Source organism: Listeria tempestatis (assembly GCF_963575625.1).
Classification (GTDB): Bacteria; Bacillota; Bacilli; order Lactobacillales; family Listeriaceae; genus Listeria; species Listeria tempestatis.
Window position 1 is genome coordinate 1 of sequence record NZ_CAUYTK010000003.1, and the last position, 21,115, is coordinate 21,115.

The following is a 21,115-nucleotide window of genomic DNA, read 5'->3' on the forward strand; positions in this document are numbered from 1 at the left end:
CCTGTCCTATGAATTGATTGGTGAAACATCTGTTTCATCGCTTTTTCATCTTCGTTTTGTTCAGTTTTCAAAGGTCACATTGCTCTTTTCGAGACAACTTAATTATCATATCATGATTTAGTTGCTACGTCAATAAAAATTTTATTTTTATGAACCTCTTTTTTTGAGCTTTTTAAGTATATAATAATTATTGAAATAATTCAAGGAAAAACTACTTGATTTCGATGACTTTTTCATTTTGTAGTTCTAAAAGGAATTTTAGCATGTAGGTGTGTCGTTTTTCAGCAGACTTTATCGCGGTTTTGGTGTGCATCTTATCTTTTAATAGTAGTAGCTTATCAAAAAAGTGTGCCAGAGTGGTGTTTTGGTTTTCGAGATGATAATCGAGAGGCGGGCGGGATTTCGCGCCGCCATAAGTAAATGCTCGGATGATCCCAATTGCGCCAAGGGCATCAAGACGGTCGGCATCTTGCACAATTTTTTCTTCAAGCGTTTCAGCCAAAATGGAATTTTTACCTTGTTTATAGGAAACAGATTCGACTGCGCGGATGATTTTTTTCACGGTGTCAGGATCTAAGCCAGATTTCTTCATCCAATCGCTTAGCTCAGCTTTAGCCAAAGTGGGGTTCGTTGTTAATTTTTCATCAGGATAATCGTGAAAAAGGGCAGCAAGTTCGATGATGAGTGTGTCCCCGCCTTCCTTTTGTTGTAGGTGTTTTGCAGTTTCATAGACACGCATAATGTGCTCAAAGTCATGACCAGTGTGGTCAGCTTCGAATTTTTCTTGCATCCAAAATTTCGCTTCTTCTATTATATTCATTTTATTATCCCCTTTCTTTTTTCAGATAATTGTGTAAAATAAAAATTGAGGTGATATAAATGTTCGAATTTCAACAAGTGACTTTTGTTCGGGAAGAAAAAGAGATTGTTAAAAATATTAATTGGACTGTGCATGCTGGCGAAAAATGGGCGATGCTCGGTTTAAATGGTGCTGGAAAAACAACGCTTCTTAAACTTTTGAATGGTTATATTTGGCCAAGTAGCGGGCAAATGCAAGTACTTGGGCAGTGGTTTGGGAAGACTTCCTTACCTGAACTGCGAAAATCAATTGGCTGGGTGAGTAGTGCTTTACAATATCAACTAAAGGAATACGAAACAGCAGAGCAAATTGTCCTTAGCGGAAAATATGCGAGTATTGGACTTTATCAACCGTTTACAAAAGCGGATATGAATCAGGCGAAAGAGATACTTCAGGAAGCGCACGGCGGTTCGCTTATTGGTAAGGTTTATGCGACACTCTCGCAAGGCGAACGTCAACTAGTTCTCATCGCCCGCGCACTGATGGCAAACCCTAAATTGCTTATTTTAGATGAACCCTGTAGCGGGCTTGATTTATTTGCGCGCGAAAAATTGCTTTATCAAGTTGAAAAAGTCGCAGCAAGTGATAAAACTATCCTTTTCGTTACGCATCATACAGAAGAAATTTTACCACACTTCAATAAAACCGTTCTATTGAAAGATGGCGAAATTTTTGCAAAAGGCGATACAACAACCATGCTTTCTTTAGAAAATATGGAAAAGTTTTATGAACATCCGATTGACACATTTAAAGTTGCAAACAATCGAATAGCGATTTATCCGCAGGAAAGCTATAATGGTTAAGGGAGGCGAATTTAATGTTAGCCTATAAAAATACAATCGCAAATGCCATTTCGCATGGCTTGATTGAACCAGGAAGTGTGCCTATTTATGGTAACTTTTTATTTACAATTGAAGATGAACAGGCAAATTTAGATGGGCTGTGGATTGCAAATGCCAAGGGCGTTACTTTTTTTTCGGAAAATGATGCGTACTATTTAAATCGCACGTTTATCTATTCGGAAATTGCCCACTGCACGAAAAAAGTGAGTTTGCTTGCAATGAGTCCAAAAGTAGAACTCTCTACCTCAGATGGGCATACATATAGCATGATTGTGGAACAGGAAGACGCTAGACGATTTACGCACACTGTTCACGAACGAAAAAAAAACATCGCGAAATTTTAATTTCGCGATGTTTTTTTATGCGCGCTCTTCGAATAGCTGCACAATTTCAACAATTACTTTTGTTGCAAGTTCCATATTTTGAACGGATACATATTCAAACTTACCATGCATGTTTTCTCCGCCAGCAAAAATATTCGGTGTGGGCAACCCTTTAAAAGAAAGTTGAGAACCGTCTGTTCCGCCGCGAATCGGTTCGATAAGTGGTTCAATTTCTAAATTTTTCATCGCATCAAACGCAATATCGACGATTTCTTTTACGGGTTCGATTTTCTCACGCATGTTGTAGTATTGGTCATTTAATTCCAAGATAATTTTGTCTTTCCCATATTTTTCCTGCATAGAAGAAACGATTTCTGCTATTTTCGTTTTTCGTTCCACAAATTTTAAATGATCGAAGTCACGGATGAGGTATGCGCTTTTTGCTTGCTCTACCTCGCTGTTTAAAGTCATCAAGTGAAAGAAACCTTTATAGCCTTCTGTTTGTTCTGGTACTTCTTTTTGTGGAAGCTGTGCGTCAAACTCCATCGCCATCTTTGTTGCGTTAACCATTTTGTTTTTCGCTGTTCCTGTATGAACGCTATTCCCTTTAAAGGTAATTTTTGCGGAAGCAGCATTGAAACTTTCGTACTCAAGTTGTCCGCGCGGTCCGCCGTCCATTGTATACGCATAATTTGCACCGAATGCTTCCACATCAAAAAGGGCCGGACCGCGTCCGATTTCTTCATCTGGCGTAAATGCCACGCGAATTTTACCATGTTTTAGTTCGGGATGTTTTAAAAGATAATTCATCGCTACCATAATTTCTGTAATGCCTGATTTATCATCTGCACCAAGTAGCGTCGTGCCGTCTGTTGTAATGAGCGTTTGACCTTTGTAAGTTGCCAGTTCTGGGAATTGTTTCGGTGAAAGTGTTATCTCTTTATTCAAAATAAGATCTCCACCATCGTAATTTTCATGCACCATGGGCTTCACATCTTTCCCTGTAAAGTCCGTAGCCGTGTCAAGATGTGCTAAAAAACCAATTACTGGCACATCTTTATCCGTATTTGCGGGCAAAGTTGCCATGACGTAACCATTTTCATCGACAGTAACATCTGACATGCCAATCTCTTTTAGCTCCTCCACAAGAATGCGACCAAGCTCAAGTTGCCCTTTTGTCGTCGGACAAGTCGTACTTTCCTCATTTGACTGCGTATCCACTTTTACATACGTCGTAAAGCGCCGAATTAGTTCTTCTTTCATTTTTCTACACTTCCTTCAATTCATTGTCTACTCTATTATAGGCTTTTCTAGCAGATCTAACAACTTTTCACTCGTATTTAAATTACGCCCTGTAACGGCTTCTTCCGTCCAATTTTTGATAACCTTATCCGTCTTAACTTCATGGACTTTTGTGGTGTACATTTTAACAAAAATGGCTGCACCGCACGCTACATAACTTGCGTCTGCCGTTTCAATTTGGGCGTTTTCCAACTGTCCATTATGAAAGAAAATCATTAAACGTTCCGATTCTAAAATCGTTTGAAATGGATTTTTAGCTAGCGTCAAACGATAAGTTTCTTCATCTAACACAACGACAATTGGGTTTTTTATAGCGTAATGTGTTGTTAGATGCTTCTCTATTTTTGCGCGCACTTCTGGTCTTTTAAAAGGGGCGTTTAAAATGAGGTTACCGCTTTGAATATACGTCAAAACGTTTAAAAAGCCCTCTTCCTGTAAGCTCTGTCTTAATTCTGCCATCTTTACTTTATTGTGTCCGCCAACATTTACGGCGCGTAGAAGTACAACAAATCTCATTTTAATCCTCCTTTATAATTCGCTATTTTATTATATCTTAAAAGCTTTGTGCGGTATAATGAAAAAAAGACTTGGAGGGTGATTTTTTTGAAATTGATTTCTTGGAATGTAAATGGTTTGCGTGCGGCTGTCAAAAAAGGGTTTATGGATTATTTTCATGAGGTTGATGCGGATATTTTTTGTTTGCAGGAAACAAAGCTACAAGAAGGCCAAATTGAACTTGATTTAACTGGCTACCATGACTACTGGAATTATGCCGTCAAAAAAGGCTATTCGGGTACGGCGATTTTTACGAAACAAGAACCGCTAAACGTATTTTATGGCATTGGGGCAAAGGAGCATGACCAGGAGGGCCGCGTCATTACGCTTGAGTTTGAAAATTTCTTTTTTATTACCATCTATACGCCGAATTCGCAACCTGAACTTGCACGACTTGCCTATCGTATGACTTTTGAAGACGCTTTCTTAAACTATATTAAAAGTTTGGACCAAGAAAAGCCCGTTATCTTTTGTGGGGATTTAAACGTTGCACATCGCGAAATTGATTTGAAGAATCCGAAAACTAATCGGAAGAATGCTGGGTTTACAGATGAAGAGCGCGCAAAATTTACGGCGCTACTTTCGGCTGGTTTCACCGATACATTTCGCTATTTTTATCCCGAAAAAGAAAGTGCCTATTCTTGGTGGTCATATCGCATGAACGCTCGGGCGCGTAACACGGGGTGGCGGATTGACTATTTTGTTGTGTCGAGCCGTTTAGAAGAAAAGCTTGTTGATGCGAAAATTCATGCGGATGTGCTCGGGTCCGATCATTGTCCTGTTGAGCTAGAGATTAACTTATAAAAAAAGTGAAGAGAATCAAATTTGATTCTCTTCACTTTTTTTATGGCGGTAATAATCATACAGATTTGAAATGCTAAAATGATTTGTTTGATTAATGGCTAGAATAAGTAAGACAGCGACAGCTAATTGGGTAGGGTAAATATAAATCATGTCTGCTAGCCAGTAGTTGATACCCATAAAAATTCCTGAAATTAAGGCTGCCCATGTTAGTATGCCTGTAATAAGCCCGAGACCTACTAAAAGTTCTCCCCAAGGAATTAGAATGTTAAATAGTCCGGTGTTAGGACCAACAATATGCTCCATAAATGCTTTATACCAATCTGGCGAGTCTGTATTCATTAGCACACTCGGAACTAATCCAGAAATATCAAAATTAGCTTGTAATTTAAACCACCCTTGATGAAACCAGCTGATACCAAGAAGTATTCGAATAATCGGAAATAAAATACTGGCACCTTTTTTTATAATCAGCATTTTTCTCACTCCTGTATTTTTAGCTTAGCTTCGCTTGTCCAAATGCTTCGTGAGCTTTTTCACAGTAGATTACTACAGTGTCGTAATCCGCTGTTTCAATTCCACCTAATGAAAAAGTTTGCTCCGTTGCTTTCAAATCAATATCAGAAACTTCTTTTCCGCTATCGATATTCCCACTTTTTGTTAAGTAAACATGCAAATCAGGACCTTCATCGGTTTTAAAATTAGAGAGTTCTAAATCACTATTTGAGACAGTAACCATTCCACTAACCATATGTTTTCCGACACCTTCAAAATCACCTTTCATCATAGCAACATCATTTGCATCTTGTTTATCTGAAAGCATACCTTGCCCAAATATTTCATGCGCTTTTTCGCAATAAATCATAACTGTATCATACTTTGAAATATCTTTATCAGGAATGTCAAATGTTTGTGTCTTGTCTTTTAAGTCAATTGCACTAATTTCAAGTCCATTTTTCACATCATCACCTTTTGTTAAATAAACATGCAAATCAGGACCTTCATCTGTTGAAAAATCAGTTAGCGTCAATTTATTGTCTTTAATCATTGCTTTACCACTAACTTGATGTTTCCCCGTTCCACTTAACATAGCCATACTAGAAATTTTTTCATTCTGGGCAGACATTGAGGTTTTTTCTTCATTCATTGCTTTATCTTTACTTTCTGAATCCCCGCTTCCACATGCCGCTAATGCCAATGTAGCACCTAACGCTATTGTTAATAAACCTACTTTTACTTTCATTTTTATTCCCCTCTCTACGTTTTCTTATTTTCTACATTGTTATCATAACAATTAAAAATAAGCTAAAATTTATAAGATTCTTACGTATTTCTTAAATTTTCAAAAAGGGAATTTACGATATCATATAGGTCTCATTTATTGGAACTTCTAAAACAAATGTACTGCCATTATTTGGGGAGCTACTCACACTAAGCTCTCCTTCGCTTAGTTGTGCTAAATTGCTGGCAATGTGAAGGCCTAGACCAGAACCGCCATGAGCTAAATTACGCGATTTTTCAACTCGGTATAGTCGTTCGAAAATCCGTTTTTGTTCTTCCAATGAAATCCCGATACCGTAGTCTTTTACTAGAAAAAACATTTTTTTCTTTTCTCGTTTCACAGTGATTTCAATGTTGGTACCTACTTCTGAAAATTTCAAAGCATTCTCAATTAAATTACATAGAATTCGAACAATAAAGTTCGGATTGGCATAAATAAATTTACAATCAGGTTCAATTTGAACACATAGCTCCCTATCTTCTCGTTTTAACTGAACATCGAACATTTGTAAAACATCAAGTAATAATTGATCAATCCAAATTCGAACGATATTGATATTTGATTCTACTTTTTCAATAGCAGAAAGTTCCATTAATTCGTTGACTAGGTCGCCAAGTCGTACTGTTTCACGCTGAATCGTTCTTAAGTATTGTTGTTTTTCTCTTTCCTCAACAAGGACACCATCTAAGAGCGCTTCGGAAAAAGAACGAATGGAAGCAATTGGCGTTTTTATGTCATGTGACAAATTGGCAATTAACTCATTTCGTTCTCGTTCTCCATCTTTAGTTTTTTGAAACATTTCACCTAGTCTTGCTGACATTTCATTAAAATCTTCCGCCAACATCCGCGTTTCAAGTGACCCCGATACTTCTACTTTCCCAGAAAATTTCCCCTGTGCTATCTCTCTACTTTCTCTACTCAATTTATCGATTGCTTTAAACATGGGTAAAAGCAAAATGTAATTAATAGTGAAGGCAAGAATGCTTGCACCTAGAGTAATACATATCGTAAAGATAACCAAACTTGTTTTAAAAATCATTTTATAGGCACTAAAACCTAAAATAAGCGTTACTAAAATAACGCCAATTCCGTAGGATAACAAAATAAGCGTTCGCAGTTTCATTTTATCAGCTCCATTTCAAACTTATAGCCTAACCCCCATACTGTCTTTATAAACACGGGTGTATCGTCATTCACCTGTAGCTTTTCTCGTAAATGAAAAATATGAACATTGATGGTATTGGCATCGCCATCATATTCGTACCCCCAAACACGTTCTAACAGCTCTGATTTTGAAAAAACGCGTTTATTTTCACTGGCAAGAAGCCATAACAAATCAAATTCTTTAATTGTTAAATCTACTGTCTTTCCATCAACAAGTATTTCTCGTTTATTTTTATCTAAAAAAAGTGGTCCGTAATTTAATTGGTCCAGTTTTTTATCAAGATGTGTTCTTCGGAAAATGTTTTTCACACGTAAAACTAGTTCTCTCGGGCTAAAAGGTTTCGACATGTAATCGTCTGCTCCAAGTGTGAGACCGTATAAGCGCTCCATCTCTTGTGTTAGTGCTGTTAAATAGATAAAGGGAATATCTTTATTGCGTTGTTGTACTTCTTTGATGAAATGATGACCATCCATTTTAGGCATCATGACATCTACAATCATTAAATGCACTTGCTCTTTTTCTATTATTTGTAAAGCTTCTAGACCATCTCCAGCTGTCAAAACTTGAAATCCTTCATTTTCTAAATACCGACGGCACACATCGACTATCGTTTCTTCGTCATCTATTAATAAAATTGTTTTCAATTTCATCTCCTCCATTTGCGTTTAGATACCGATATTCGGAAAATCTTTATTATACCTAACATACTCCGAAAAAATTTTTTATAACTTATCTAATTATTAGGAATTTCTTAACTTTAATTTTCTAAATAAAAAGTGAGTCTAGGCCAATCTCAAAATCCGATTGGCTAGACTCAAATTGATAAGAGCAAGTTTAATTAGCTGGATTATTCGGTTTTTTTACTCCTAGGGCAATAGCTCCAGAGATTAAGAATGTAGCTGCCATAAAGAGAAAAGCCGTTTGATAAGAGTTTGTTGCGGCTACTAAATCGCCGATAACCATTGGGGCAAAAAAACCGCCTAAAACGCCCCCTGAATTGATGGCTGCATATTTAGTTGCAATGTGGCTTTGCTTAAATAGTTTGTGCGGTAAACCCATTAAAGTGGTGAACGCTACGATAAGAAAAATATTAGCTAGACATAAACAAATTATCGATAATATTAATTGTTTGGATAAGTAAACACCATAAACACTAAGTGCCCCTAGTATACTAAAAGAAAAAATAACTAGCTTCTCTTTTCCAATAAAGAAACGACTGATGAAATAACCACCTAAAATCCCAGCAATAAGAATACATAGCCCAGCTAGGGAACTAATGTAACTTACTTTGCTGATGGAAAGACCTCTTGCCTCATTTAAATAAGAAGCAAGCCAGCTTGTTAATCCATAGTTAGCAGCATTAATAAAGAAAGCAGATAACAATAAAATCCACAGTTGTTTATCGCGTAGTAGTTCTGAAAAAGGGACTTTATTTTTTTCTTTATTAGAAAGTCTTTCTTCTTTCGTTGATTTTGGAACAACAAGAAAAATACAAAGTCCAATTAAGACGACAATTGCCCCCATAACATAATACGTGTATCGCCAACCAATCGATACAAGTAGCGGTGCAATTAGTAATGGTCCAATGAACGCTGCAAAGCCAGAAGAAGCGAGCATGGCCGACTGTGCGAATCCCCTTTTATTTAAAGGAAAGTGTAGTGAAATATAATTGCTGACCGAAGGAGGATAACCCGAGTGACCGAGTGACCCTGCTAAAAAACGAACAATAATTAGAAAAAGTAGTGAATAACCGAAGCCGAAGATGGCTAAAAATAGTCCAACAAGAATGATGGACATCGCGAGTACTGGTCTTGCGCCGATTCGATTATTTAAGTAACCCATGGGAATTTGAAAAAGCGTATATCCCAAAAAGAAAGCGCTTAAAATTAAGCCTTTTTGACTTGGGTCAAATCCTAAATCTTGTGCAATGGGGACAAGCGAGATTCCAATTGTAAATTTATCCACATACACACTTGTGTAGCCAATGAATAGAACGAGCAAAATAATTAACGACTGTTTTTCTTTCACTTTGTTCATTTGAATTACCCCTTTGATTAAGCATAAATACTTCGATTCATAACACCTTTATTATATAATAAAAAAATGCTCCACTTGTGACAACGGTGTGTAACTTTTGATTAAATGGACATTAAAATTGTATAAACTACACATTATTAATAGGTTTATTGGAGGATGGTACAAATGAAAGAGAATCAAACCGAGCTGTTAAATGATTTATATAATTTAATTTTAAATCCTGGTACACGCGAATTTGAACGTTCCTTTTTTTTAAAAATGAAAAATAGGCTAGAAGATGGGGCTAATTTTCAAAATGAGCTTTCAAAGCTTGAAGCCGAATTGCGTCCCCTTGCACTACGAAATAATTTAACACCTGATGTTACCGACTTCTATTTAAAAATAACAGGAGACGAGTCTACGCCTTTTGATTTCACGTTACATGCAAAAAAAGCTGGGCAAGAACGTGCTATCTTTGCAGGTGGCTGTTTCTGGTGTATGGTGGAGCCGTTCGAGATGAAAGCGGGAATTATTTCTGTCTTATCAGGCTACACGGGAGGACATGTGGAGCATCCAACTTATGAACAAGTTCTTGGTGGTTACACGGGGCATGTCGAAGCGGTGGAAATTATTTTTAATCCACAAATTATAAGTTACTTGGAGCTTGTGGCGCTTTATTTCCAGTTGACTGATCCAACTGATGCATTTGGACAAATGAGTGACCGCGGCAGTCAGTACCGCCCAGTCATTTTCACATTGGATGATGAGCAGCGCCAAACAGCGGAACGCTATAAGGAAGAGCTCGTTAACTCAAAAGTGTTTAAACGTCAGATTGTAACAGCAATTGAACCGGCTAGCACTTTTTGGCCGGCTGAAAATTTTCATCAACAGTTTTATAAAAAGAATCCGAAACGTTACCGGAAAATCAAGCGGGTTCGCAGGCAGTTTTTATTTCTTCAGCATTTACAAATGAAGCTGCGTCATTTTCAGCAAAAATAAAAAGCGACCTGATACATGTCAAGTCGCTTTTATTTGTTTATTTCGCAAGTTCTTTTTTCGCTGCATCTGCGAGTGATGCGAAAGCTTGTGCATCGTTTACAGCTAAATCAGCAAGCATTTTACGGTTAATATCGATACCAGCTAGTTTTAAGCCGTGCATTAATTTGCTATATGATAAGTCGTTTAGACGTGCTGCTGCGTTAATACGAGCAATCCATAATTTACGGAAATCACGTTTCTTTTGACGACGATCACGATAAGCATATTGGTAAGATTTCATTACCGCTTGGTTAGCTACTTTAAATAGTGTATGTTTAGAGCCATAATATCCTTTGGCTAATTTAATGACCTTTTTACGACGTTTGCGAGTTACTGTTCCGCCTTTTACGCGTGGCATATTGTCTACCTCCTAGAATTTAGAAAATTATTTTTTATTATTTCATTTTAGCGACCATTTGGCGAATACGTTTGAAATCGCCAGCTGATACCATTGCCGCTTTACGCAGTTTACGTTTTTGTTTTTGAGATTTGTTAGCAAACATATGGCTAGTAAAACCATGTCTGCGTTTTAATTTTCCAGATCCTGTTCTTTTGAAACGTTTAGCGGAACCGCGGTGAGTCTTCATTTTTGGCATGAATTTTTCCTCCTCAAAACTTTTACTTTTCTTGAAGTGGTGCTAGGACTAAGAACATTGAACGTCCGTCCATTTTCGCTTTTTGCTCGACAGTGCTTACATCCTTACACTCGTCTGCAAAACGGTCAAGCACCTTTTGACCGATTTCTTTGTGGGTGATTGCACGACCTTTAAAGCGGATAGAGCATTTTACTTTATCGCCTTTTTCAAGGAATTTACGTGCATTACGCAGCTTCGTATTGAAATCATGCTCATCAATCGTTGGGCTGAGTCGCACTTCTTTTAACACGATGACTTTTTGGTTTTTGCGGGCTTCTTTTTCTTTCTTTTGCTGTTCAAAACGGAATTTACCGTAGTCCATAATACGAGCAACTGGCGGTTTCGCGTTTGGCGCAACAAGCACAAGATCAAGATTAGCCGCCTCAGCAATACCAAGTGCGTCAAATTTACTTTTTACACCCAATTGTTCACCGTGTTGATCGATCAATCTCACTTCACGTGCACGAATCCCATCATTTACCAACATGTCTTTGCTAATGGCGAGCCACCTCCGTAGTTTATTGGTACAACAAGTCAGAAAAGAGCAAATCATGCGTCTACCAGTGGCAGACATACAAAAAGCGAGTCTGCAAACTGCAAACCCGCCGATTCAAAGTCACACCAATACTGGCGCAACGGAAAATTGAACTTTTTGCCTGAGAACATTTGTTAACGAGGCGAGAAGCGGGTTGCTTCTTCTTTCTTGTTTTATAACCTTAGTAACTATAGCATAGATGAAAAGGTATTGTCAACCTAGTTTGATCTCTTTTTTGTATAGTCACCTCTCTCACTTTCTAAATCGGTTCTAGCATTGCGTATCTACCAATCTCTATTTCTCAAGGCATCTTCAAGATCAATTTGAATCTTGTGCTGGTCAAGTAAATGATCAACTGAATCAGCAATTTCCTCACGTGCAAATGTTTCTATTTCACTATCATGCGCCCAAAACTCTTCTTGAATTTTGTTAATTTTAACAGTCATTTCATCCAGCTTATTTTGAATGACTTCGTCAGTATATTGACCTTTTTCAAGAAACTCTGCCACTTCGATAATCGCCATCTCAATCTTCTCCACTAAAAAATCCGGAAAATAATCATCTTCATACATGCCTGCTAAATATCGGTTAGCCAAATCTAAAACCTCATTTCCTACTTTAGTCATTTTATTCAGTAAAAAGGAAAGAAAGATTCTTTCCCCATTTATATAACCCTATTATACTAAATTTCCAACAACTTTTATTCTTAAGCGATTTGCATTATCTGGATGATAGGCGAGTGGAATTTCATCTATCTCCACAATTTCAATGGTATCCTGAATTGCTCCTGCTAAAGTTGCTTGTGCACGTGCTTTACTTTCCGCATCTTGGAGCGCCTCTTCACGCGGCTGTTTGGCGTAAATGTAAATTTGCTCATATTGACCGCTGATTTGTGAAATTGAGGCACCAATTGCGTTTGCTACGGCACCGTTTGGGTCGCGAATGATTTTGGCAACGCCATCTAATTGTTCAGGAATAATAACACTGCCTCCACCAACAAGAATAAGTGTCACATCGCCCGAGTTTGTCTTCATTTTATCAATTGCATCTTCCGTCATCTCAGCCATTTTTGCGTAAGCTTTTTCCGCAAATTCCTGGCTAATATGCGCGACTAGCTTTTTATCCCCAATTTCAACTTTTCCTAGTCGTACAGCAATATCTGTTGCTGTTAGTTCGCTGCCACCAAATACAAGGGCCTTTTCCGTAATTTGATAACCCACACTGTCAGGTCCGACTGTCACTTCACCGTTTACTTCACGAACGATGCTGCCTCCACCAAGACCAATGGAAATAATGTCTGGCATTCTAAAATTAGTACGTACACCTCCGACATCAACAGCTAACGAAGACTCACGAGGAAAACCACCAGCAAGTACACCAATATCCGAAGTTGTGCCACCAACATCAAGCACCATTGCATTCTCAAGACCAGCAAGATAGGCTGCCCCGCGGATACTATTTGTCGGCCCACATGCAATTGTCAAAATGGGAAACTGGCGAGCGTAATCAAGCGACATTAGCGTCCCGTCATTTTGGCAAAGGTAAATGGCCGCTTCCTCCACCCCTTCTTGTTGTAGTGCTTTTTCAAACCCATTTGAAGTTAAAGCCATCACTTTCATGAGAGCCGCATTTAATATGGTGGCATTTTCTCGTTCGATTAAGCCAACCGAGCCAATGGAGGAGGATATTGAGACAGGAATGGCATCACCTAGTACTTCTTTTGCTAGTTCAGCGACCATCTCTTCCTGATCATTTTTAAGTGACGAGAAAACGCCAACAACGGCAATAGATTCCACTTCATTTTGCCATTTTTTAAAGACTTCTCGAATTTCAGCTTCTTTGAATGCAGAAAGTTCACTTCCATCATATTCATAACCACCTTGTGCGAGTGCATATGTGCCTGAAAGAGTGGCAATCATATCTTCTGGCCATGCCGTATAAGGAAGAACAGAGGCTGTCGCAGGGTAACCTAGACGTAAGACGCCCACTTTGGCTAGCTTTTTACGTTCTACGATGGCGTTCGTACATTGGGTCGTGCCAAGCATAGCATGGGTAACCAATTTGCGATCGATACCTGTATCTGCTAAAACTTGCTTTAGCGCACGTGCAATGCCTGTTTCAATGTCTTCACTTGTTGGGATTTTGACACTGTGAATTAAATTTAAGTTTTCATCTAAAATGACGGCATCGGTATTTGTTCCGCCAACATCAATTCCTATTTTATACATGATTAAGTTTCCCTACCTTTCCAGCAAGTTCTTCGACAGGCGTATATGGATAGTCGTAGCCAAAATAACGCGGTCCAACAGTTTCGATGCCTTTTTCTGTACGCCACTGTAAATCGCAAGGAAGCGCTAATGTACGCACTCGTTTTCCGTATTTTAGTCCTTCCGTTGTAACTGGATTTAACGTTTCTAAATCAACTAGGCAAATCAAATCAGGGGTTAATGCAATTGGCTTGCCGTCCATCTCAGCTACTAAGTTTTCATTTTGGAAAAAGATTTTCACTTGACTGTTTGCATATGCATGTAGGCCTTCAATCGTCACACAACCGCGATTAAACCCGCCTGAGGTGCCACGTTCGACGTCAACAATCTTACCATCAAATAAATGAAATCCTCCCGTTGCTTTTAAAAGCTCGTTTAGTTTCACCTGCTCGTCTTGTTGGTTGGAGCGAATAATTTGGCCAATTTTCTCAGAAAGTGTCACAATATTTTTGACGCTAGCTTTTTTAAGCTGACCTCCTGTACACGGATAAATGCTGACTAATGAACTGGCCCCCATTTCAACAGTTGAAACACGTGCTAAACGCTCCGTCCATTTATTATCAATCGTTTCCATGATACCAATGTTTCCTTTTTCATCCGTGATGGCCATTGGTGTAGAAGGGATATCATGCAAATGAAATGTCACCATTTGGAGTTCTGGAAAAGCTCTTCCCATTCCGTCACAATCGATTAGCGGCAATCCTAGCTGGGCGGCTACCACAATTGGAATCATTGAATTGACTCCGCCTGCTTCCATTGGAAACGTTCCTTTTACGTCACGACCTAAATAGCGGCCTAACTTTTGAAACACACGAGTAAATTCGTCGCCTTTTGGAAATTTTTCAATCAAGACAGAAGGTGCTCCCATCATTGCAGCAGGAATGAAGAAATCTTCCTCTTCCACTTCTTCTGTTGATAAAAGCTGGACTGGCCCGTATTTTTTGATTGCAGATAAGGCCATCATTTTCCCGATGTAGGGGTCTCCGCCCCCGCCTGTTCCTAAAAAAGCAGCACCTACTGCTATATCTTCAATTGCTTGTTCGTCTAAATAACGCATCATCATTCCTCCAACGCTTAATAATTTTTCTTTACGCTTCCTCGGGCGGTATTTCCAACTAGCTTTTGTCCAATAAGATAAAGGGCTAGTGAGATAACGATACCGATTAACGGTTGATTTGGTAGTTGCGGCAAAGTTTCAGGGAAAAAGGAGAAAATAACTGGGAGTGCTGCAAAAATAGCACCCGCAGACCATGCAACAACGCCTAACCAGTTAACCCCTTCTACAAGTTGCCATTTGTTTGGATCGCCTTTTAGAACAATCCAGTAAGATGCAATCATAACGCCTGCAACTGGTGGTACCATCGCAGAAAGTACGGACATAATCGGGATAAAATAATTTAAAATACCGAAAACCGCTAAGAGTGTCCCTATTCCACCTGCAATGGCGACAGCTACTTTTTCGCGTTTTTTAGAAATGTTAAAGACGTTTACAATCGCTATCCCGCCAGAAAAAGCGTTGACGGCATTGGTTGTCCATGCGGCCAGAATGAGTGCGATAACACCTAAAACTGGCATACCTAGTTCGTTAAAAACAGATGTAATATCGGCTGTTCCTGAAGTTATAGTAAGGATGGCTCCTACACCTATCATTAAAATTCCAGATGGTAGTATTCCGCTAATAGCTGCTTTGACAATATTTCCGCGTCCTTTTGTGTACTGCGCATAATCTCCGGCAATCACTGCACCTAGCGCAAATGAACCTACTGTTACAGATAAACCAGATAAAAACGGTAATGTCGTCTTCGGCGTGTAGTTTGTAATTTGAGCGAATCCTCCGCTTTGTAGGGATGTGATTAGCGCATATATACAAACGATTAATAGAATCGGAACCGCAACATAATTTAAAATATTCAAAATTCGTATTCCGTATAAAGCAGACAAGAGCATGATAATTCCCCAGACAAGTGATGAAAGCCAAACTGGAAACTGAATACCATACACTGCTAAAAATCCAGAAAAGGCAACGCCACAAACATTGGCTTGAATTCCGAACCATCCGAGACAGGCGATTGCTAAAATAATAGATATAATTTTTTTAGACCCTTGTTCTCCAAAAACTTGCGCAGCCGCTTTCACGGTTGGAAGTTTCAAATCACTCCCTTGAATCCCTTGGAAAATCATAAATAATACGATAATTCCATAACCAACACACGCGGTTAAAATCGCCTCCCAGAAAGGCATACCTCCAATTAGCGTTCCACCTACCAAGAGGGCAGGTACACAGATCATTGCGCCAGTCCATACAAAAGCTAAACTTCCCCATGACTGAGCCTGTTCTAAATTCTTGTTTGTCATGATTTTGTACCTCCAATTTTTTTAATATTTTCATTATATAGAAACGTTATACTGTTGTAATTGTTAAAAATACAAAATAAAATAAGCTTTCATTGTTAAATTGAACAACGAAAACTTATTCAGTGCGCGTTTTACGTTTGGTTCATTTCTTGAAGTAAGCGCCAAATCGCAACAGATGTGTATAAATTATAGCTTTCTGGAAGTTTTGTAACCGGATATTGCAAAATTTCATGCAACCTTGCTAATCGGTATTTGATGGTGTTTTTATGGAGAAATAAAATGTCTGCTGCTTTATTCATATTATTTTCAGTATCAAGTAAGAAAACACCCAATGTTTGTAGCAATTCCTTACCATGATGTTGCATTTTAAGAAGAGGCTGAACTGATTTAAGTTGCTCGGAAATAGCTCTTTCCCCTCTATTCATGATTTCATAACATTCGGCTGCAAACATCACTTCTTGGATAGAAAAAATGGTTTTCAGTGGGTAAATGATTTTCGCGGCAGAAAAATAGCTTGAGACAGTCGCATAACTTTGTTGCACATCTGTTGTATTTTCCTGTCCACCACAAATGATAATTTGGATGTCAAGTTCCTTAAGTAAATGTTCTGCGAGTTCACTAGACTCTCCTTGCGTTAAACTATTATCCATTAAGGCCACAATGAAATCATCATGAAAATCGACAAGTGAAACTTGAAAATGCGAGGAAAAATATGATTGAATTTTTTGTAGCGCCTGTTCATTCGCCTGTGCATTTCGTGCTTCGATAAGCCACATGGTTTGAATGCTAGCCACATCAATGCCTAATATTTTTGCTAAACGGCGCATTTTAACGCTCTCATTATTCAAAATAGCTTTCACAAGTTCAGATGTGCTAATCTCGCTATATTTTTCACCCCACAGATTCATAAAAACTTGAACAACTTCTGTCATTTGTGCGGCGAGCTCCTCTGTTAAAGCTTCATTTTCTTTAATTAGAAAAAGTTGTAACATCTTGACGCCTTCTTGCAAAAGCGGTCGTTTCGTGATGAATAGTTGCTCATGTTGCTCGATTTTCTCTTGAATTGGGAGCTGAATGACTTTGTCTAAACGAATCGTATTAATTCGTGGCCAAGTAACGGCATGCACAATTCCGCCTGCATTATCAGTTAAAACGACCGAAGAACGCGTGCGGTCTGTTAAAATTTTTAGCATGGTGTCAATATTTCGCTGATTGTTTGGCAAATTTGAAATTTGTTCAAGAAGCTCACTCGCAAAATGAGTAACGCGCATTTCTTGTTTTACAATAGCTTCTACAACTTCATAAATAACCTCGCTATAACGGAGTGTCATTTCATTTTCAGGCATAACGATGAGCGTGAAATCCAGTTTATTAGCTAATCGGATTAATCTTTCATCTACTTTTGGCATAAAAATACCGACATAATAGAGAATTAATGCTACTTCACCAGCGCTATGTAACCTTTCTATCATACTACATTGTGCGTCGATGTTATCTTTTATGTTGATAAACGCAGAAATCACAATTTCACTACCATAAAATTCATCATTATCAAATAAAGCATCTTCCAAAATTTCAACATCCGTATTTTCTAAAACGGATACGGAAGAGACTAATTTCTTCAATCCCGTCTTCCCCGCAACCACCTTTGCTTCCCGTAGTGATGGTAATTTAAGCAATTCTTCCAACTTAATACTCATTTTTTATGCCACCCTCCTCATTAAATAAAAATGAAATAAGCTCTCTTTTACGAAGAAAAGAGAGCATTACATTAAACATGTGTATAATTTAATTCCCACATGTAACCGAACTTGTCTTCCACTTTGGCGTGTGTAGCTCCCCAAAACGTGTTTGCGACTTCCATTTCAACGCGTCCACCAATTTGAAGCATTTCCATATAACGGAGGAGTTCTTCGTTTGAATTGCACTCTAACCCGGTAATCAGTGTGTTTCCGTGAGTCATCTTTCCAAGCTGCAAATCGTTGAAAAAAAGAATAAGGTTTTCAGCAATATGCAGTTCGGCGTGGATAAGTTTATCCGGAAACAGTTCGAATCCGGGTACATCTTTTCCGTAAGACTCATGAAGAATTTCGCCTCCAAATACACTTTGATAGAAAGAAACAGCTTCTGCGCAATTGTTCATCGTGAAATAAGGAATAATTTGTTTCATGAAAGCACCTCGCTTGCTCCATTTTTCTCTATCATACTTCAAAATGGCGTTGCAAGCTACCTTTTTGTAAATTCTGCCATTTCCCGGATGACATCTTCTGCTTGTGGGAATAAACCTAATTTGTCCATAAAACCGTGTATCATGCCGTCATAACGCAGAAGTGTGACAGGCACGTTTTCCGTTTTCAGTCTTGCAGCAAAGTCTTCCTCCTCCATTCGAAGCGGATCAAATTCAGCTACTGCCATAAAAATGGCTGGCAATTTCCGTAGTGAAGGAGCTAAAAGCGGCGAAATAAATTCGTTTTTACTATCCGTACCGCTTGGCACATACCAATTTGTCACTTGTTCATTTGTGCCGATAAAATTGGTGAAGTATTTTTCAATATGGGCTTTTTGTTCTGGAATTACGGCGTACTCATGAATGCGTTTTGCAAAATCAATTGGGTTAATTTCCCGATTAACGGTCGGGTATACCGTCATAATACCTTTAACCATTCCCGTACCTAGCTTTTCATCCAAAAGGCTTGTGGCAATTGCTAAGCAGCCACCCGCTGAATCACCTGCAACAAATAGCTTTTCCCGGTTAAACTGCCAGTTCTCTTGATCTAGAAAAATGGTGCGAACCACAGAGTAGCAGTCCAAAAGGCCTTCTGGGTATGGATTTTCTGGTGCCAATCCGTATTCTACCGACACGACCTCCATATCGCTATAATCTGCTAGTGCCTGACATGGCTTTTCCATCAACCTCGCTGCGCCTGAGAAGAATCCGCCTCCGTGGAAAAAGAAAATAATTCCTGCATCAGCTACTTTCTTTTCCGGCGTGTAGCGTCTGACAAATATTTCTTTCCCATTTGCCAAAAGTTGAGTATCCGTTATCGTAATTTTTTGGCGTGCGTTATAGCTTGTCTGATACGTTCCTACGCGTTTTCTAAGTTCCGCAGGCGTTAGTGAAGCCGCATCCTTATCGAATAACTTTGGGCGTTTCTCTTTGATATCATTTTCCATGCGCAGAAGCGTTCGCGGTTCGAGACCGCGAACACCTTCTGGAATTTTTTTAAGACGAAAGTCACCACATAGCTCCGAACTTTCACGTAATCGTTTTAAACATTCTTTATAGTCCACCTTTTTAACCTTCTTTCTCCAAATAAATATCAAGCAAAGGAGTGCCCACATGAACATGCTCTTTTTCTAAAATAGCGACTTCCTCGTGCTCCGTTAAATTCGTTATCACAACAATCACTTCATCACGGAATCCAGCATCCCGAACTTTTTCAGCATCGAATTTGACCAATAAGTCGCCTGCTTCCACTTCTTCGTCAACTGCAACTTTTGGTTCAAAATAATCGCCCTTAAGTTTGACTGTGTCGATGCCAATGTGAATAAGAATTTCTTTTCCGTCCGTCGCCGTAATCCCAATAGCATGCCCTGAATCAAACAATGAAGTGACTTTTCCGTTACACGGCGCGTAAACTTGACCTTTAGTCGCTTGAATGGCCACACCACGACCTACTGCGCCAGTTGCAAACGCTTGGTCTGGCAGTTCAGAAAGTGGTACGACTACGCCTTCAACAGGCGATTTAATGAATGATTCATTTGTTTTTTCTTGCTTTTCTTCCAATTCTTCTTCGAGCATTTTATCACTAAAGCCGAATAAATACGTTAAGATGGCCGCTACAGCAAAGGAGCCGAAATACGCGAGTAAGAAAATGGTAAAGTTTTTCGTCATAAAGATGGGTAGTGACATGATGCTTGGAATTGCAAAGGCAATACCGCCACTGCCAGCAAAACCGATGACCATTGCGCCAACTGAACTCGTAGCAAGCGCAATAAAGAATGGTCTTTTAAACCGAATATTCGTCCCGTACATGGATGCTTCTGAAATACCGAAAAATGAAATGATTGAAGCGGCGGAAGCAATTTCTTTTAGTTTGCGATTTCTTGTTTTTAGGAATACTCCCAATGCAGCGCCGCCTTGTGCGACGATTGTTGGTGCGACAAATGCTCCAAATGTATCAAACCCTGTGGCTTCCAAATTGGCAAACGTAATAGGTAGAAGCCCCCAGTGAAGTCCAAGCATTGTAATAATTTGGAAGAAGAATCCGACAAATGCGCCTGCAAGTCCTGCGCTAAAGCCATAAAGTGCTGTATAGAGTGTATTAAGACCTTCGCTAAGCCATGCGCTTGCTGGACCAAATAGCATAAGTGTGATAGGCACTAAAATCATCAAGGAAAACATTGGTGTTAAAAAGTTTCTCACCATGCTTGGTAAGATTTTATTCAATCCTTTTTCTAGCCAAGCAAGTAGTGCTACTGCAAAAATGGCTGGGAAAACAGAGCCAGAAAATGTTGCAACCGTAATCGGGATATTAAAGAAGGATAATGCTTCCCCTGCTTCTTTAATCGCTGTAATGCTTGGATAAAGTAAGGTTAGACCAATTAAAACGGCGACATATTGATTGGCGCCAAACTTTTTAGCGGCTGTCATTGAAAGTACAACTGGTAAGAAATAAAAGACGGCGTCAGCTGCTGCACTCCAAACTAAATACGTACCATCTGTTGGCTGTAGCCAGTTCAACATAACAAGTAATGCCAATATCCCTTTTAACATACCAGAAGCAGCTAATACATAAATGATTGGGGTAAAAACGCTTGATAAAATATCGATTAGCCCTGTGATAACGCCTTTCTTCTGTCGTTTTATTTTAACATCATCAGATAATGGCAGAATTTTTTGCAATTCTTGGTAGACTTCTAAAACTTGTGGTCCAATAACGACTTGAAATTGGCCGCCACTTTCGATAACCGCTGTGATGCCAGATAAATTTTCCAATTCTTTTTTTTGTGCTGCTTTGTGATCTACAAGTGAAAAGCGCAATCTGGTTGCACAATGTGTATAGGTGACGATATTTTCTTTACCGCCAACTAGTTCAAAAATTTGCTTTGCTAATTCTTTTGTATTGATACCCATTTT

23 protein-coding genes are annotated in these 21,115 nt (G+C 38.9%); 4 read left to right on the forward strand and 19 right to left on the reverse strand.

The window, feature by feature from the left end:
- Positions 1 to 211 precede the first annotated feature (211 nt).
- Positions 212 to 820: an HD domain-containing protein gene (locus R8923_RS04855; RefSeq protein ID WP_485871643.1), complete on the reverse strand. Its 609-nt coding sequence runs from the start codon at positions 818 to 820 to the stop codon at positions 212 to 214.
- Between the two features lie 59 nt (positions 821 to 879).
- Between R8923_RS04855 and R8923_RS04860 the strand changes: the two genes are divergently transcribed.
- Positions 880 to 1,662, forward strand: a complete 783-nt coding sequence (locus R8923_RS04860) for an ABC transporter ATP-binding protein (RefSeq protein WP_485871644.1) — start codon at positions 880 to 882, stop codon at positions 1,660 to 1,662.
- Between the two features lie 14 nt (positions 1,663 to 1,676).
- Positions 1,677 to 2,045, forward strand: a complete 369-nt coding sequence (locus R8923_RS04865) for a hypothetical protein (RefSeq protein ID WP_485871645.1) — start codon at positions 1,677 to 1,679, stop codon at positions 2,043 to 2,045.
- Between the two features lie 15 nt (positions 2,046 to 2,060).
- Here the strand turns inward: R8923_RS04865 and pepT are convergent, their stop codons facing one another.
- On the reverse strand, positions 2,061 to 3,287 hold the full coding sequence (pepT, locus tag R8923_RS04870; protein ID WP_485871646.1) for a peptidase T: 1,227 nt from the start codon (positions 3,285 to 3,287) through the stop codon (positions 2,061 to 2,063).
- A 27-nt stretch (positions 3,288 to 3,314) separates the two neighbouring features.
- Positions 3,315 to 3,842 carry a DUF1697 domain-containing protein gene (locus R8923_RS04875; protein ID WP_485871647.1) on the reverse strand — a complete coding sequence of 176 codons (528 nt, stop codon included), beginning with the start codon at positions 3,840 to 3,842 and terminating at the stop codon, positions 3,315 to 3,317.
- Positions 3,843 to 3,929: 87 nt separating this feature from the next.
- Here R8923_RS04875 and R8923_RS04880 point away from each other — a divergent pair, with 87 nt between their 5' ends.
- Positions 3,930 to 4,685 carry an exodeoxyribonuclease III gene (locus R8923_RS04880; RefSeq protein ID WP_485871648.1) on the forward strand — a complete coding sequence of 252 codons (756 nt, stop codon included), beginning with the start codon at positions 3,930 to 3,932 and terminating at the stop codon, positions 4,683 to 4,685.
- Positions 4,686 to 4,700: 15 nt separating this feature from the next.
- On the opposite strand, the gene R8923_RS04885 is transcribed toward R8923_RS04880, so the two are convergent.
- From R8923_RS04885 to R8923_RS04905, 5 genes are all read right to left on the reverse strand, one after another.
- The gene (locus tag R8923_RS04885) at positions 4,701 to 5,159 is read right to left on the reverse strand and encodes a DoxX family protein (RefSeq protein ID WP_485871649.1); all 459 of its coding nucleotides are present in this window, start codon (positions 5,157 to 5,159) and stop codon (positions 4,701 to 4,703) included.
- Between the two features lie 19 nt (positions 5,160 to 5,178).
- Positions 5,179 to 5,925: a DM13 domain-containing protein gene (locus R8923_RS04890; protein ID WP_485871650.1), complete on the reverse strand. Its 747-nt coding sequence runs from the start codon at positions 5,923 to 5,925 to the stop codon at positions 5,179 to 5,181.
- 112 nt (positions 5,926 to 6,037) lie between these two features.
- On the reverse strand, positions 6,038 to 7,087 hold the full coding sequence (locus tag R8923_RS04895; protein WP_485871651.1) for a HAMP domain-containing sensor histidine kinase: 1,050 nt from the start codon (positions 7,085 to 7,087) through the stop codon (positions 6,038 to 6,040).
- A complete protein-coding gene (locus R8923_RS04900) occupies positions 7,084 to 7,773 on the reverse strand; it encodes a response regulator transcription factor (protein WP_485871652.1) in 690 nt (229 codons plus the stop codon). The genes R8923_RS04895 and R8923_RS04900 overlap by 4 nt, the downstream gene beginning before the upstream one ends.
- Positions 7,774 to 7,963: 190 nt before the next feature.
- Complete coding sequence (locus R8923_RS04905) at positions 7,964 to 9,166, reverse strand: MFS transporter (RefSeq protein WP_485871653.1); 1,203 nt, start codon at positions 9,164 to 9,166, stop codon at positions 7,964 to 7,966.
- A gap of 165 nt (positions 9,167 to 9,331) precedes the next feature.
- Here R8923_RS04905 and msrA point away from each other — a divergent pair, with 165 nt between their 5' ends.
- Positions 9,332 to 10,144 carry a peptide-methionine (S)-S-oxide reductase MsrA gene (gene msrA / locus R8923_RS04910; protein WP_485871654.1) on the forward strand — a complete coding sequence of 271 codons (813 nt, stop codon included), beginning with the start codon at positions 9,332 to 9,334 and terminating at the stop codon, positions 10,142 to 10,144.
- 37 nt (positions 10,145 to 10,181) lie between these two features.
- Here msrA and rplT read toward each other — a convergent pair whose 3' ends face one another.
- From rplT to R8923_RS04965, 11 genes are all read right to left on the reverse strand, one after another.
- Complete coding sequence (rplT, locus tag R8923_RS04915; RefSeq protein ID WP_485871655.1) at positions 10,182 to 10,541, reverse strand: 50S ribosomal protein L20; 360 nt, start codon at positions 10,539 to 10,541, stop codon at positions 10,182 to 10,184.
- Between the two features lie 37 nt (positions 10,542 to 10,578).
- A complete protein-coding gene (rpmI, locus tag R8923_RS04920; RefSeq protein ID WP_007477029.1) occupies positions 10,579 to 10,779 on the reverse strand; it encodes a 50S ribosomal protein L35 in 201 nt (66 codons plus the stop codon).
- Positions 10,780 to 10,801: 22 nt separating this feature from the next.
- Complete coding sequence (infC, locus tag R8923_RS04925) at positions 10,802 to 11,317, reverse strand: translation initiation factor IF-3 (RefSeq protein WP_088810987.1); 516 nt, start codon at positions 11,315 to 11,317, stop codon at positions 10,802 to 10,804.
- Positions 11,318 to 11,637: 320 nt separating this feature from the next.
- Positions 11,638 to 11,949, reverse strand: coding sequence for a DUF5713 family protein (locus R8923_RS04930; protein WP_485871656.1), 312 nt, complete (start codon positions 11,947 to 11,949; stop codon positions 11,638 to 11,640).
- An 81-nt stretch (positions 11,950 to 12,030) separates the two neighbouring features.
- Positions 12,031 to 13,581 carry a hydantoinase/oxoprolinase N-terminal domain-containing protein gene (locus tag R8923_RS04935; RefSeq protein WP_485871657.1) on the reverse strand — a complete coding sequence of 517 codons (1,551 nt, stop codon included), beginning with the start codon at positions 13,579 to 13,581 and terminating at the stop codon, positions 12,031 to 12,033.
- Positions 13,574 to 14,677, reverse strand: coding sequence for an S-methyl thiohydantoin desulfurase family protein (locus R8923_RS04940; RefSeq protein WP_485871658.1), 1,104 nt, complete (start codon positions 14,675 to 14,677; stop codon positions 13,574 to 13,576). The genes R8923_RS04935 and R8923_RS04940 overlap by 8 nt, the downstream gene beginning before the upstream one ends.
- Before the next feature lie 17 nt (positions 14,678 to 14,694).
- Positions 14,695 to 15,975, reverse strand: coding sequence for a cytosine permease (locus R8923_RS04945; RefSeq protein WP_485871659.1), 1,281 nt, complete (start codon positions 15,973 to 15,975; stop codon positions 14,695 to 14,697).
- A 131-nt stretch (positions 15,976 to 16,106) separates the two neighbouring features.
- Complete coding sequence (locus tag R8923_RS04950; protein WP_485871660.1) at positions 16,107 to 17,675, reverse strand: PucR family transcriptional regulator; 1,569 nt, start codon at positions 17,673 to 17,675, stop codon at positions 16,107 to 16,109.
- A 71-nt stretch (positions 17,676 to 17,746) separates the two neighbouring features.
- Positions 17,747 to 18,145, reverse strand: coding sequence for a VOC family protein (locus tag R8923_RS04955; RefSeq protein ID WP_485871661.1), 399 nt, complete (start codon positions 18,143 to 18,145; stop codon positions 17,747 to 17,749).
- Between the two features lie 56 nt (positions 18,146 to 18,201).
- On the reverse strand, positions 18,202 to 19,266 hold the full coding sequence (locus tag R8923_RS04960) for an alpha/beta hydrolase (protein ID WP_485871662.1): 1,065 nt from the start codon (positions 19,264 to 19,266) through the stop codon (positions 18,202 to 18,204).
- A gap of 4 nt (positions 19,267 to 19,270) precedes the next feature.
- A complete protein-coding gene (locus R8923_RS04965; RefSeq protein WP_485871663.1) occupies positions 19,271 to 21,112 on the reverse strand; it encodes a beta-glucoside-specific PTS transporter subunit IIABC in 1,842 nt (613 codons plus the stop codon).
- Positions 21,113 to 21,115: the final 3 nt, after the last annotated feature.